The sequence below is a fragment of the Micromonospora sp. ZG13 genome (genome assembly GCF_059359355.1).
Map to the genome: position 1 here is coordinate 24,359 of NZ_JCADBQ010000001.1, position 13,264 is coordinate 37,622.

The 13,264-nt window shown below is 74.5% G+C and carries 9 protein-coding genes; 2 read left to right on the forward strand and 7 right to left on the reverse strand.

The annotated features are described in order from the left end of the window. Window positions 1-92: 92 nt before the first annotated feature. The 3 genes from AC5L34_RS00125 to prmC are packed head-to-tail and all read right to left on the reverse strand — an operon-like array spanning window position 93 to window position 2,326. The gene (locus tag AC5L34_RS00125; RefSeq protein ID WP_441175761.1) at window positions 93-704 is read right to left on the reverse strand and encodes an arsenate reductase/protein-tyrosine-phosphatase family protein; all 612 of its coding nucleotides are present in this window, start codon (window positions 702-704) and stop codon (window positions 93-95) included. Beyond that, window positions 705-1,349, reverse strand: a complete 645-nt coding sequence (locus tag AC5L34_RS00130; protein ID WP_441175795.1) for an L-threonylcarbamoyladenylate synthase — start codon at window positions 1,347-1,349, stop codon at window positions 705-707. Further along, complete coding sequence (prmC, locus tag AC5L34_RS00135) at window positions 1,349-2,326, reverse strand: peptide chain release factor N(5)-glutamine methyltransferase (RefSeq protein ID WP_441175760.1); 978 nt, start codon at window positions 2,324-2,326, stop codon at window positions 1,349-1,351. The genes AC5L34_RS00130 and prmC overlap by 1 nt, the downstream gene beginning before the upstream one ends. A gap of 42 nt (window positions 2,327-2,368) precedes the next feature. On the opposite strand from prmC, the gene AC5L34_RS00140 reads away from it, so the two are divergent. Next, window positions 2,369-3,919 carry a GGDEF domain-containing protein gene (locus AC5L34_RS00140; RefSeq protein WP_441175794.1) on the forward strand — a complete coding sequence of 517 codons (1,551 nt, stop codon included), beginning with the start codon at window positions 2,369-2,371 and terminating at the stop codon, window positions 3,917-3,919. Window positions 3,920-3,938: 19 nt separating this feature from the next. On the opposite strand, the gene prfA is transcribed toward AC5L34_RS00140, so the two are convergent. Both prfA and rpmE read right to left on the reverse strand, forming a co-directional pair. After that, on the reverse strand, window positions 3,939-5,027 hold the full coding sequence (gene prfA / locus AC5L34_RS00145; RefSeq protein WP_441175759.1) for a peptide chain release factor 1: 1,089 nt from the start codon (window positions 5,025-5,027) through the stop codon (window positions 3,939-3,941). A 97-nt stretch (window positions 5,028-5,124) separates the two neighbouring features. After that, a complete protein-coding gene (gene rpmE, locus AC5L34_RS00150; protein ID WP_088998650.1) occupies window positions 5,125-5,349 on the reverse strand; it encodes a 50S ribosomal protein L31 in 225 nt (74 codons plus the stop codon). Between the two features lie 299 nt (window positions 5,350-5,648). Here rpmE and AC5L34_RS00155 point away from each other — a divergent pair, with 299 nt between their 5' ends. Then, window positions 5,649-6,545, forward strand: a complete 897-nt coding sequence (locus AC5L34_RS00155; protein ID WP_441175758.1) for a phosphatase domain-containing protein — start codon at window positions 5,649-5,651, stop codon at window positions 6,543-6,545. Window positions 6,546-6,665: 120 nt separating this feature from the next. Here AC5L34_RS00155 and AC5L34_RS00160 read toward each other — a convergent pair whose 3' ends face one another. Further along, window positions 6,666-10,163: a phosphodiester glycosidase family protein gene (locus tag AC5L34_RS00160; RefSeq protein ID WP_441175757.1), complete on the reverse strand. Its 3,498-nt coding sequence runs from the start codon at window positions 10,161-10,163 to the stop codon at window positions 6,666-6,668. 765 nt (window positions 10,164-10,928) lie between these two features. Next, window positions 10,929-13,133 carry a transcription termination factor Rho gene (gene rho / locus AC5L34_RS00165; RefSeq protein ID WP_494823607.1) on the reverse strand — a complete coding sequence of 735 codons (2,205 nt, stop codon included), beginning with the start codon at window positions 13,131-13,133 and terminating at the stop codon, window positions 10,929-10,931. Window positions 13,134-13,264 lie beyond the last annotated feature (131 nt).

Below are 13,264 nucleotides of genomic sequence, written 5' to 3' on the forward strand. Positions count from 1 at the left end.
AGGACCCACCCAGAATGACCCGAATGACCCTCTTGACCGCGCCTTTCCCCCAAACCCGCAGGAAACTCACGCGCGGGGGTACCTCGGGCGGGTTACGGCAGGAGCGCGGCCGCGAGGGGGTGGACGGTCTCCTCGATCTCGTCGGCGACCCGGCTGAAGCACTGGTCGCCGCGACCCCACGGATCGTCGAGATCGTCGGTGGGCAGCGCCGTGGCGCCCAGGCGGGCGGCGTGCGCGGCCGCCACCAGGGCCACGCCCCGCGCGTACACCCCGTCGGGGGTCGCCTCGGCCGCCGGCAGCCCGGCGGCGTCCACCCCCGCGAGCAGCCGGCCGAACTCGCCCAGCACGAACGTGCGGGACGCGGCGTCGGGACGCAACGCCACCACGTAGTCCTGCTGGTCGGCGGTGGCCGTGAGGACGAGGTCGGCGGCGTCGATGTGGTCCGACCGCAGCTTGCGCGCGGCGAAGCCGGCGACGCTGCCGCCCCGGGCGGTCACCTGGCGCGACGCCGGCGGGTTCATCTCCTCGCCGGCGTGCCAGCCGCCGGTGCCGGCGCTGTGGCTGTGCAGCAGCTCGTCGGCGCGCTCCGGATCGACCTCGCGGCGGGCCAGCCGTTCCCGCACGGCGAGGGCCAGCAGGCGCTCGGCCATCGGCGACCGGCAGATGTTGCCCATGCACACGTGCAGCACGGTGAACGGAGGCACTCAGACCCCCTGGCCGGCGAGGATGTCGGGCACCACGTCGCGGAGCTTCTCGATCGGGACGGCGCCCTGCCGCAGCACCTGCGGCACCTCGCCGGTGAGGTCGACGATCGTGCTCGGCACCGGGTCCGGACAGGGCCCGGCCTCCAGGTAGGCCCGCACCGAGTAGGCGAGCTGGTCACGGGCCTCCTCGGCGGTGAGGGCCGCCGGCTGGCCGGTCTTGTTGGCCGAGGCGACCGCCATCGGGCCGGTCTCGCGCAGCACCTCCAGCGCCACCGGGTGCAGCGGCATCCGCACCGCCACCGTCCCCGAGGAGTCGCCGAGATCCCAGCGCAGGCTGGGCGAGTGCGTCACGATGATGGTCAACGCCCCCGGCCAGAACGCCTCGACGAGATCCCGGGCCGCCTGGGGCAGCGAATAGACCAGGCCGTCGAGGGTGTGCCGGGAGCCGATCAGCACGGGCGGCGGCACCTGACGGCCGCCCTTGGCGTCCAGCAGGGCCTTGACCGCGTACGGGGTGAACGCGTCCGCGCCGATCCCGTAGACCGTGTCGGTCGGCAGGACGACCAGCTCGCCGTTCTTGACCGCCTCGATGGCAGCGGCGATGCCGCGGTCCCGGTCGGCGGGCGACCGGCAGTCGTAGAGCATCACGAGGAGTCAGTCTGCCACGTCGCCCCGGCGGCGGCGTGCTGGCCGTCCGCCCGGCGGGACGCGGTCGCGAAGCGGGGCCGCCCGGTCAGGTCCGGGTGGCCGGCGACCGCCTCGAACCGGCCGTCCGCCGCGAGCAGGTCGGGCACCGCCGTGCCGTGCGTGTCGTCGTGCTCCACGCCGAGCACCCCGCCCGGGCGCAGCAGCGCCGCCGCCCGGGCGATCACCGGACGGATCACCGCGAGGCCGTCCGCGCCGCCGAAGACCGCGCTCGCCGGGTCGTGCCGGCCCACCTCCGGGGGTACGGCGACGTCCGACGGCACGTACGGCGGGTTGCACAGCAGCACGTCGACCCGGCCCACCAGGTCGGCGAGCAGGTCGGCGGCGGTGACGTCCGCCGCCACCACCTCGATCGGCCGGTCCCCGGCGGCCGCCCGGGCCGCCGCGTTGCGCCGCAGCCAGGGCAGCGCCGCCGTCGACCGTTCCACCGCCACCACCCGGGCCGCCGGCAGCTCCTGGGCGACCGAGAGGGCGATCGCCCCCGAGCCGCTGCACAGGTCCACCACCAGCCCGGCGCCGAGGCGTCGGCCCTGCGCGATCCCCCAGCCGGCGAGCAGCTCGGTCTCCGGCCGGGGCACGAAGACGCCCGGCCCGACGGCCAGCTCCAGGTGCCGGAAGCCGGCGCTGCCCGTGAGGTGCTGCAACGGCTCCCGCCCGGCCCGCCGCGCGACCAGCTCGTCGAACCGGTCGAGCTGGTCGGCGGTGAGGTCGTCGGCCAGCGCCAGGCGCCCCCGGGGCACCCCGAGCACGTACGCCGCCAACTGCTCCGCCTCGGCCCTCGCCGAGGCGATCCCGGCGTCGGCGAGGGCGCGGCACGCCCGGGCCAACGCCACGGAAGGGCGCTGCCGTCTCGTCCCTTCGGACGGGTGTTGCGGCACGGTGGTCACGAGATAATCATGGGGCGTCGCGCTGGACATCACGAGCGGATGCGTCCGGACGCACACCGACAGGAGGTCGCGGTGGGTTGGCTCGACCGGGTCACCGACCAGGTTGACGCCCTGACGCGGGCGCGGACCCTCCAGGAGTCCAGCCGCTCCGCCGAGGCGTACGCGATCCTCGACCGGGTCATCACCACCACCACCGACCCGTACGCGCGGGCCGACGCCCTGGTGCAGCGCCTCTCCGCGGTGATCAACCTGGGGCGCACGGCGGAGTACACCCGGGCCGTCGAGGAGGCCTCCACCGCCGTCCGCGACCTCGCCGAGCCCTACCTGCTCGGGCACCTCAACGCGCTGGCCGCCCTCGCCGCGCACCACCAGGGCGCGCCGGACCGCTGCGTCACCCACCTCGTGAAGGCGGCGCGGGCGCTGGGCGCCGTGGCGGACCCCGACCGGGACACCGCGTGGGGCTGGCACGACCTGGCGATGGCCTACTCGTACCTCAGCTTCCACGGCTACGCCCTCGGCGCCATCGAACGGGCCCGGCAGCTCGGCGGCGCCGCCGAGATCCCCGAGGAGACCTTCGCCGCCCCCGGCATCCGGCTGCGCAACGCCGTGGCGCTGGACCACAACGGCGACAGCGACGGCTGCCTGCGGGTGCTGCGCGACGTCGCGGCCGACCTCGACCGGTTCCTGCGCAGCGGTCGGGCCGGGAAGCTGCGCCCGAGCAGCCTGGCCGCGTACGGCTACGCCGCCGCCCGGCGGGCGGCCCTCGGCGACCGGTTGGACGCCGACACGGACGCCGCCCCGTCCCGGCTGCTCGGCCACGGCGGCGACAGCGCCCGCGCCCGTGACATGCGCCAGCTCGGCCAGGTCTGCCTGGCCGTCGCCGAGGGGCGGCCGATCGAGGCCGTCACCCGGCTGGACACCGTCCAGGTCTCCATCGAGACGCTGGGCGCGGCCGAGCCGGCCCGCCTGCGCAGCATCGCCCTCGCCCGCGCCGGCGACCACGCCGGGGCGCACCGGGCCGACCGGCTGGCGTTCCGGCTGGCCGCCCAGCGCAACGACCGGCTCCGGGACGTCTACATCGACGGCATCGCCGCCCGCATCGACCACGAGGAGATGCGCCGCGAGGCGGCCCGCTTCGAGGGCGAGGCGTTGACCGACCCGCTGACCGGGCTGCCCAACCGGCGGCGGCTGGAGCGCTACATCGCCACCGTGGTCTCCCACGGCGACCGGGTGGTGATCGGCGTCTGCGACCTGGACGGCTTCAAGGCCGTCAACACCCGGCACGGGCACCACTCGGGCGACCTGGTGCTCCAGCGCATCGCCGGGGTGATCAACCGGGTGATGCGCCGGGGCGACTTCGTGGCCCGCTACGGCGGGGACGAGTTCGTGGTGGTGCTGCCCGGCGCCGGGATGGCCGAGGCGGCCGAGGTGGGCCGCCGCATCGACGCCGCGGTACGCACGGAGGACTGGGAGTCGCTGGTGCCCGGCACCCCGGTCGGCGTCAGCGTCGGCTTCGCCGAGGTGGGCGCCACCGGCCCGGGCCTGCGCGACGCCCTCGGCACCGCGTTCGAGGCCGCCGACCGCGCGATGCTGGCGGCGAAGACCCGCCCCCGCGCCTCCTGACCGCGAGCCGGCGGCGGGGTCAGCGGCGGGTCAGCTCGGTGTCGCCGGCCAGGCGGGCGGCGCGGTCGGCCTCGGCGAGGGCGTCGAGCACCCCGTCCAGGTCGCCCGCGAGCGCCAGGTCCAGGTTGTACGCGGTGTAGCCGATCCGGTGGTCGGTGATCCGGTTCTGCGGGAAGTTGTAGGTGCGGATGCGCTCGGAGCGGTCCACGGTGCGCACCTGCGCCTTGCGGGCGTCCGAGGCGGCCGCGTCGGCCTGCTCCTGGGCCGCCGCCAGCAGCCGGGCGCGCAGGATCCGCATCGCCTGCTCCCGGTTCTGCAACTGGGACTTCTCGTTCTGGCAGGAGACCACGATGCCGGTCGGGACGTGCGTGATCCGCACCGCCGAGTCGGTCGTGTTCACCGACTGCCCGCCCGGGCCGGACGAGCGAAACACGTCGATACGCAGGTCGTTCGGGTCGATGGTGACGTCGACGTCCTCGGCCTCCGGCAGCACCAGCACGCCGGCGGCGCTCGTGTGGATGCGGCCCTGCGACTCGGTGACGGGTACGCGCTGCACCCGGTGCACGCCGCCCTCCCACTTGAGCCGGGACCAGACGCCGTGGCCGCCCTCGGGCACGCCCTTGGTCTTGATCGCCAGCGAGACGTCCTTCACCCCGCCCAGGTCCGAGTCCTGGGCGTCGATCACCTCGGTGAGCCAGCCGCGCCGCTCGGCGTAGCGGGTGTACATCCGCAGCAGGTCGCCGGCGAACAGGGCGGACTCCTCGCCACCCTCGCCCGCCTTGATCTCGACGATCACGTCCTTGGCGTCGTGCGGGTCGCGTGGGATCAGCAGCTCCGCCAGCCGCTCCTCCAGCCCCGGCAGGCTCGCCGCGATCGACTCCGCCTCGGCGGCGAAGGACGCGTCCTCGGCGACCAGCTCGCGGGCGGCGGCGAGGTCGGCGCGGGCCTGCTCCAGCTCACCGGCCGCCTTGTGCAGCGGCACCAGCTCGGCGTACCGGCGGCCGACCCGGCGGGCGGTGCCCTGGTCGGCGTGGATGGCCGGGTCCGCCAGCCGCTTCTCCAGCTCGGCGTACTCGTCGAGGAGGGCGGCCAGACGCTCGCTGCTCATGCGGGGGAGGCTCCTTCGACGACGAGGGCGGGACCAGGGGGAATACGGACGACGCCCGCGTCCGGCACGAGACCGGACGCGGGCGCCGAACGAGGAGCTACTTGGCCTTCTTGGCCTGAACCTTGGCGTACTTCTGCTGGAACTTCGCCACCCGGCCCGCGGTGTCCAGGACGCGCTGCTTGCCGGTGTAGAACGGGTGGCAGGCGCTGCAGGTCTCGACGTGGATCGAGCCGCCCTTGGCGGTGCTGCGGGTGGTGAACGTGTTGCCGCAGGAGCAGCTGACCTCGGTGGTCACGTACTCCGGGTGGATGTTGGACTTCATCTCGCCTCGGTCCTCTCGTGGGTGGTCGCCGGGTCGCCGTCGGTGTCCGTCGCGGCGTGCGACGGGCTCGGGCGTGAACCGGAACCGGTGGCCGATTGACCAGTGTGCCATGGGCGGACGCCGGCCCGGCAATCGGGCCGCACGGCTGGTCCGGCATCGACAACGCACGCCGCACCTCCCGCATTCCCGCAGCGTGGCCGGGCATTCACCCCGGCACGGCCGCCGTCCGGGCGTGCCCCGCCCGGGGCACGGCGCGGGAGGCGACGGGACCACCGACGACGTACGACACGGAGGAGCCGATGGCCCGCCTGATCGCCACCCGGGGACTGCCCGCCTCCGGCAAGACCACGTTCGCCCGGACGCTCCAGCCGTCCGTGGTCCGCGTCAACCGGGACGACCTGCGCCGGATGCTGCACGGCGAGCGGCTGTTCACCCAGCGGGCGGAGTGGCAGGTCACCGTCGTGCAGCGGGCGCAGGTGGAGGCGCTGCTGCGGATGCGCGCCGACGTCTGCGTCGACGACACCAACCTGCGCTCGCGGACCCTGCGCGACTGGGCCGACCTGGCCGCCCGGCACGGCGCCGAGTTCGAGGTGCACGACTTCACCGACGTGCCGCTGGCGGAGTGCCTGCGCCGCGACGCGGCCCGCCCCGAGGCCGACCGGGTCGGCGAGGCGTGGATCCGCCGGCTGCACGAGCGCTACCTGGAGGGTCGTACGCTGCCGCTGCCCGTGCCGCAGGCCCGGACGGGACGGCCCGCCACGGTGCACGCCCCGTCGACCGAGCCGCCGGAGATCGTGCTGGTCGACATCGACGGCACGGTCGCGCTGAACGTCTCGCGCAGCCCGTACGACATGACCCGGGTCGGCGAGGACGAGCCGAACGCGGCGGTGATCGCGGCGGTGCGGGCGATGCACGCCGCCGGGTACGCGGTGGTGTTCTGCTCGGGCCGGGACGCCACCGCCCGCGCCGCCACCGAGGAGTGGCTGGCCCGGCACGTCCGCGTCCCCTATCTCGGGCTGCACCTGCGCGCCGTCGGCGACCGCCGGAAGGACTCCGTGGTCAAGCGGGAGATCTACGAGCGCGAGATCGCCGGCCGCTACCGGGTGGTCGGCGTCTTCGACGACCGCCAGCAGGTGGTGCGGATGTGGCGCGCCCTCGGCCTCACCGTCTTCCAGGTGGCCGAGGGCGACTTCTGAGCCCTCTCGCGGCCCGGCTCACACGCGGTCCCGGCCGTCGCCCGACCGGCCGGCCCGCGCACTCCGGGAGTGCGGAGGGCCCCTCCGGACGGCAGCCGCCGGAAGGGCCCTCCACACCTGTCAGGCGGCCGGGGCCTGGGCGGCGGCCGTCAGGGTGATCGTGGCCTCGGCGTGCGCGCCGTTGACCGCGACGGCCAGCTTGACCTGGGCGCCGGGGCGCAGGGCCGTGAGCTTGCCGGTGGCCGGGTCGAAGCGGGCCACGTGCCAGGGCCGCAGCCCGAGGATCGAGCCGACGTGCACGTTCGGCGAGGCGGACCAGTCCGCGCTCACCGGCGCCGCCACCGGCACCGTACGCCCGCCGGGCTGGGTCACCGTGGCGGTGACCGTCGCCGGTGCGCCGACCGCGACGCCGGCCGGGGCGGTCAGCGCGAGCGCGTCGACGTGCGCGTGGGTCTCGGCGGCGACCCAGCGCGGGCCCTCGACGAGCGGGTTGCGCCGCGCCCGGTCGGCCTCGGCCGGGCTCACCGGGTCCACCCCGAACTCGGTCCACCCGGTGAAGCCGCCCTGGTCGGCCGGGGTGGAGGGGTTCTTGCCCGCGTTGCCGTTGATCAGGTACGGCACCCCGTCGACCCGGTCGGCGTGGAAGGTGCCGACGTGCCCGCCGACGAACGCGGTCCCCTTGCCGGTGCGGTGCTGGAAGTCGGCCAGCCACTGCTCCAGCAGCGCCGCCTCCTTCCGGTCGCCGAGCTGGCTGGCCTTGGCCGGGCTCGGGTCGCGCGGCGGGTGGTGGTGCAGCACGACCACCGAACCGACGGCCGGGTCGCCGGCCGCCGAGTCGAGCGCCTCGCGCAGCATCCGCACCTGGTCGAAACCGCCGCCGCGCAGCGAGCCGGTCGACGAGTTCAGCGTGACGAACCGGGTGCCCTTGTGGTCGAAGGTGCGCTCGGTGTCGCCGAAGGCGGCCCGGAAGTTGGCGATCGGAGCGCCCATGATCTCGTGGTTGCCGGGCACGTAGTAGTACGGCACCTCGCCGCCGAGCTCCTCGTCCAGCAGCCGCTTGGCCAGCGCGAAGTCCGCCGGGTAGGCGGTGTCCACGAAGTCGCCGTTGATGACCAGGAAGTCCGGCTTCGCGGCCTTGACCTCGCGCAGCGTACGGCGGGCCTGGGCGACCAGGTCGCTGTCCGGGTTCGCCGCGACGAACTGCGCGTCGGACAGGACGGCGAAGCGCCAGGGCGCACCGTCCACAGTGCCGTCACGCAGCACCACCCGGTCGGTACGCGGCTTCTCGGCCGGCACGTCGACCGTCGGCGGCACCTTCGCCACCAGGTCGTCGATGATGACCTCGCTGCGGTACTGCGCGGCGGCGTTGGTCTCCGCCACGTAGAACCGGCGGACCCGCACCGGGTACTGCACCCCGGCGGGGACGGCGAACTCGACGTACTTCCAGCCCGTCCAGGTGATCAGCGGGCCGCGCAGCACGTGCTGGGTGTCCTGCGCGTCGTGCAGGTGCAGGCTGGGCCACTCCCCCGTGCCGTTGCCGTGGATCCACATGCCGAACGCCTGCGGCTGGCCCGGCACCGTGATCCAGGCCGGCGGGTCCGCGTACGCGGCCCGGGTGCCGGTGGACTGGCTGAAGTCGTACGTCATCTTCAGGCCCGTGCCGGTGCGGCCCGGCGCGGGCGCGACGGCGCCGCTGGCCCGGGCCTGGCTGAACTTCCAGGCCGCCGCGTCGTCGAAGCCGGCCACCGGCACGTCGGCGAGCCCGACGGTGACCGGCAGGACGGTGCTGCTGCGGCCGACGTGGACGGTGACCAGCGCCGAGCCGGTGTCCCGCAGAGCGGTGACGGCGAGGTTGCCGTCGGCGGTCGGGGCGATCCTCAGCAGGTCCTTGTCGTAGTCGAGCTTCAGGTCGGCCGGCTCGATCGGGGCGGTGTTGCCCTCGGCGTCGTAGCCGACGACGCCGAACAGCGCGCTGCCCTCGGCACCGGTCAGGCCGACCCGCTCCACGGTGGAGTCGATGCGGGCCAGCGGCCCGAGCACGGTCAGGTCGAGGGCGCCACGGGCCGCGCCCCGCGAGGCGGTGACCGTGGTCTTCCCGGGCAACCCGGCCCGGAACCGGCCCTTGCTGTCGACGATGCCGTGCACCGCCGGGTTGGCCCGCCACATCGGCGCGCCGGCCGCCGGGCCGTACGTCTCGTCGTGCCCGGCGGCGGTGAGCCGCCGGGTCAGGCCGGGGAAGACGCGGTCGGGTCGGCCGCCGCGCACCGGCGCGACGCCCGGGGCGGTCGTCGGGTCGCTGGCGGTCTCCAGCCAGTACCCGGTGAGCCGGCCGCTGCCCTTGGGCGCGTAGATGGCCAGGCCGTTGGGCACGGCACGCTCGCTGCCGTCGGACGGGCTGTTCTCCACCTGCACGGCCGCCGCGCCCGGCTCCCGGGCGAGCAGCGTGGACGAGCCGCCGCCGTCGAGGTTGAGCGCGTGGTGCGCGCCGAGTTCGGCCATCATGCGGCCCATCTCGGTCTGGGTGACGCCGCGGCTGTCGACCTGCCGGCCGTCCACGGTCAACATGATCATGCGTCGGCCGTCGGCGGAGAAGCCGACGGAGGTACGCGGGGCCAGCGACGTGTCGGCGATGCTCTGCACCACCCCGTCGCGGACCAGCACGTTGCCGCCCCCGACCGCCGCGCGCAGGTTGCTGCCGTCGGCCGGCTTGGGCCGGTAGGCGACCGTGACCGCGTCGCCGGGGCGCAGCCCCGCGAGGGCGTCCGCACCCGCGTCGCGGCCGAGCAGCACGGTGGTGCCCGCCGGGATCGCCCCGCTGCCGGCCGTGCCGGCCACGGTGACGACGCGGCCGTCGACCACGGTGACCTCCGTCACGCGGGCGGCGCCGGAAACGGCACGTTCCCGGGTGTACGACCCCCAGAGCGCCGTGAACACACCGATGCCGTTCGCCTGGATCATGTTGTTGAACTGGGTCAACGTCACCGGACCGGTGGGCAGCGTCGCGGTGCCGTCGAAGTTCACCTCGATGACCCGGCCGAGCCCCTCGGTCGTGATCGCGACGGCGTTGCGGTGCCCGCTGACCGCCGACTGGACGAGTTGCCCGTTCCGGATCCCGACGCCCTGGGCGGCGCCGGAGTTGTTGATGTCGAAGAAGTCGCCGTTGACCGCGGCGACCGCCCGGGCCGCGTCGACGGCGCCCCTCAGCGGCTCGGCCCGGCTGACCGCGCCGGAGTTGACGTAGTCCACGGTGAGGCCGCCGGTCAGGTCGGCCGTCAGCGCGTCCGCGCGCAGCCAGCCGTCGGCGTCGTACCGGTCGAAGGAGGTCAGGGCGAGGCCCGGGGCGACCGGGCGGGTGGTCTTCGCGGTCTCCAGCCCGCCGGCCGGCTCCACACCGGTCGGTGCGGCGGCGGCCGACGTGCTCGCGGCGGGATCGCCCGCGAGCGTCACGGAGTCCGCGGAGTACGAGGAGGCACGCGGTGCGTCCTCGGCCGCGGTGACGGAGGGATCGGTGGCCGGAGCGGGCGCACCGGCGTTCGCCGGCACGGTGCCGGCCAGGGTGAGCAGCGGCGTCAGCAGCAGGACGCCTGCGAGCCGGGCGGATCGTCTGCGGGTACGCATGGGCGACAGTCAACCGGACGGTGAATAGAAGTTTCAATACCTGCCAGCCAAAGCGAAGGAAAACTCCGCCCGTCGGGTTGCCACCGCCCCGACGCCCGCCCGCGCCTCGGCTGAGTTGCGGCGCCCCGACCGGCGCGGGCCCCCTCGGCCCCGGCGCGGCCCCCGACTCGGCGCGGCACCCCGACTGGGCGCGAGCCCCAGCGCGCCCGCGGCCGCACCGTGGCACGGCGGAGGCTGCGCCCCGCGCCACGGCACCGCACTGCGGCGCCGGGGGGGGCCGCAGGAGGGGGCGCGCGGCCTGCACCGTGTCGCACAGCGGCGCCCGCCCTCTCCACCTCCGGTCACGGAGCGTAAGTCCTCCATGCCCTCTCCCACCTCCAACTCCGTCCCCTTTGCTCTGCATCCACATAGGCACCGGGCACGCACGGTAGGCGGTGCGCATATGGATGCAGAGCAAAGGGAGTAGGGAGAGCAGGGCGGCAGCTTCGGCCCTTTCGGCGAATCGCCTGGTCAGCAGGCGTCAGCAGCGACAGCCCAATCATCGGGACTCGCCACGCGACCACAAGCGATCACGCAGAGTAATGCCAGCTCCGTCGCAGGCATTGGTTACCGACAGCAACTCGGGCGGTCGGCATGTCGATGACCCGTGGCGGGCTCTCTCGGCGGCTCCGCCGCCCGAGGTGAGGAGGCCAGGCTTGGGCTTGGAACGCGAGAAGGGCACGGCCAGATGGCCGTGCCCTTCTCGCTCGTCTCACCCGGGCAGGGTCACTCCCCCGGCGTCGACTTCGCGATCTGCATCAGGAACTCGATGTTGGTGCGGGTCTGCTTGAGCTTGTCGAGCAGCAGGTCCAGCGCCGCCTGCGAGTCCAGCGAGTGCAGGACCTTCCGGAGCTTGTGGATGATGGCCAGTTCCTCCGGCGCGAGCAGGATCTCCTCCTTACGCGTGCCGGACGGGTGGATGTCGATGGCCGGGAAGATGCGCTTGTCGGCGATCTTCCGGTCCAGCTTCAGCTCCGCGTTGCCGGTGCCCTTGAACTCCTCGAAGATGACCGTGTCCGCCATGGAACCGGTCTCCACCAGCGCGGTGGCGAGGATGGTCAGCGAGCCGCCGTTCTCGATGTTGCGGGCCGCACCGAGGAAGCGCTTCGGCGGGTAGAGCGCCGTGGAGTCGATACCACCCGACATGATCCGGCCGCTGGCCGGTGCCGCCAGATTGTACGACCGACCGAGGCGGGTCACCGAGTCGAGCAGCACGACCACGTCGTGGCCCAGCTCGACCAGGCGCTTCGCCCGCTCGATCGCCAACTCGGCCACCGTGGTGTGGTCCTGCGGCGGACGGTCGAACGTCGCCGCGATGACCTCACCCTTCACCGAACGCTGCATGTCGGTGACCTCTTCGGGCCGCTCGTCCACCAGCACCACCATCAGGTGGCACTCCGGGTTGTTGTGCGTGATCGCGTTCGCGATGGCCTGGAGCACCATCGTCTTACCCGCCTTCGGCGGCGACACGATCAGCGCACGCTGGCCCTTGCCGAGCGGCATGACCAGGTCGATGACCCGGGTGGTGAGGATGTGCGGCTCGGTCTCCAACCGCAGTCGCTCCTGCGGGTAGAGCGGGGTGAGCTTGTAGAACTCCGGCCGGCGCTTGGCCTCGTCGGGCTCCATCCCGTTGATGGTGTCCAGCCGCACCAGCGGGTTGTACTTGTCCCGCCGCTGCTCGCCGTCGCGCGAGGCGCGCACCGCACCGGTGATGGCGTCACCGCGCCGCAGGCCGTACTTCTTGATCTGCGACATGGAGACGTAGACGTCGTTCGGGCCCGCCAGGTAGCCGGTGGTCCGCACGAAGGCGTAGTTGTCGAGCACGTCGATGATGCCGGCCACCGGGACGAGCACGTCGTCCTCGCCGACCTGCGGCTCGCGCCCGCCGTCACGCCCGCCGTCGCCGCCCTCGGCACGCTCGCCGCGGCCACGGCGACGGTCCCGGAACCGGCTGCGCCGGCCACGCCGGCCGCCGCCCTCGTCGTCGTCGCCGTCGTTGTCGCGCTCGACCCGCTGGCCCCGGTCGCCGCGCTCGTTACGGTCGCGGTCGCCCCGCTCGGCACGCTCGCCACGGTCGTTGCGGTCCCCGCGCTCGCCACGGTCGCTCCGCTCGTTGCGGTCCCCGCGCTCGGCACGGTCACCGCGCTCGGCACGGTCACCGCGCTCGGCACGCTCAGCGCCCCGCTCGGCACGGTCGCCGCGCTCGTTGCGGTCACCGCGCTCGGCACGGTCACCGCGCTCAGCACGGTCGCCCCGCTCGGCACCGCGCTCGGCACCGCGCTCGGCACGGTCACCGCGCTCGGCACGGTCACCGCGCTCGGCACGCTCGGCGCCCCGCTCGCTGCGGTCGCCACGCTCGGCACGGTCGCCACGCTCAGCACGGTCACGGCCACGGCCCTCGGCACGCTCGCCGACCTCGGCCTCGTCCGTACGCGTCTCGGCCGGACGGGCCTCCGCGGGCCGCTCCGTCGTGGGACGCGTCTCCGTCGGACGGGCCTCCGCGGCCCGCGCCTCGGAGGTGGCGGCCCGGCTGCGCCGGGTCCGGCCACGCGGCTCGGCCTCGACCGCCGCCGGCTCGGCCGGAGCCTGCTCCGCGGCGCGCCGCTCGGCCGCCGGCCGCTCGGTGCTCTCGCGGACCTCGGCGGGGGCCTCTTCCCGGGTGGGAGCGGCAGCGGCCGCGACCTCGGCCCGCGGTCGAGGGGTCCCGGCGGCGCCGCCGCCCTGCCGCTCGGAGATCGCGCTGATCAGCTCGCCCTTGCGCATACGGGCCGTGCCCGAGATGCCGAGCGACGCGGCCAGGCTCTGCAGCTCCGGCAGCAGCATCGCCGACAGGCCGGTGCCGCTACGCCGACGACGGGCGGGGGCGGCGGCGGTGGTGGCATCGCCAGCGACGTTGGAAACATCCGACGTCACGTCGGTGGTGTCGCTCAATGGATTCCTTCCCTCGATAGGCCGGGACTGCCCGGAGTCGAAAAGCAAGGTGGCCGGGCGGCCTCGGTGCACCCGCCTCGCAAGGACGCGTCGCGGGAGTCTGTAACACAGCAGCCGGTCGGTTTCCCGAC

Bases quoted from the DNA above. Each gene is read 5' to 3' on its own strand.
- AC5L34_RS00130 (WP_441175795.1), bottom strand. From the start codon at position 1,349: ATGCTCTACGACTGCCGGTCGCCCGCCGACCGGGACCGCGGCATCGCC.
- prmC (WP_441175760.1), bottom strand. From the start codon at position 2,326: ATGTCCAGCGCGACGCCCCATGATTATCTCGTGACCACCGTGCCGCAA.
- prfA (WP_441175759.1), bottom strand. From the start codon at position 5,027: ATGAGCAGCGAGCGTCTGGCCGCCCTCCTCGACGAGTACGCCGAGCTG.
- rpmE (WP_088998650.1), bottom strand. From the start codon at position 5,349: ATGAAGTCCAACATCCACCCGGAGTACGTGACCACCGAGGTCAGCTGC.
- AC5L34_RS00155 (WP_441175758.1), top strand. From the start codon at position 5,649: ATGGCCCGCCTGATCGCCACCCGGGGACTGCCCGCCTCCGGCAAGACC.
- AC5L34_RS00160 (WP_441175757.1), bottom strand. From the start codon at position 10,163: ATGCGTACCCGCAGACGATCCGCCCGGCTCGCAGGCGTCCTGCTGCTG.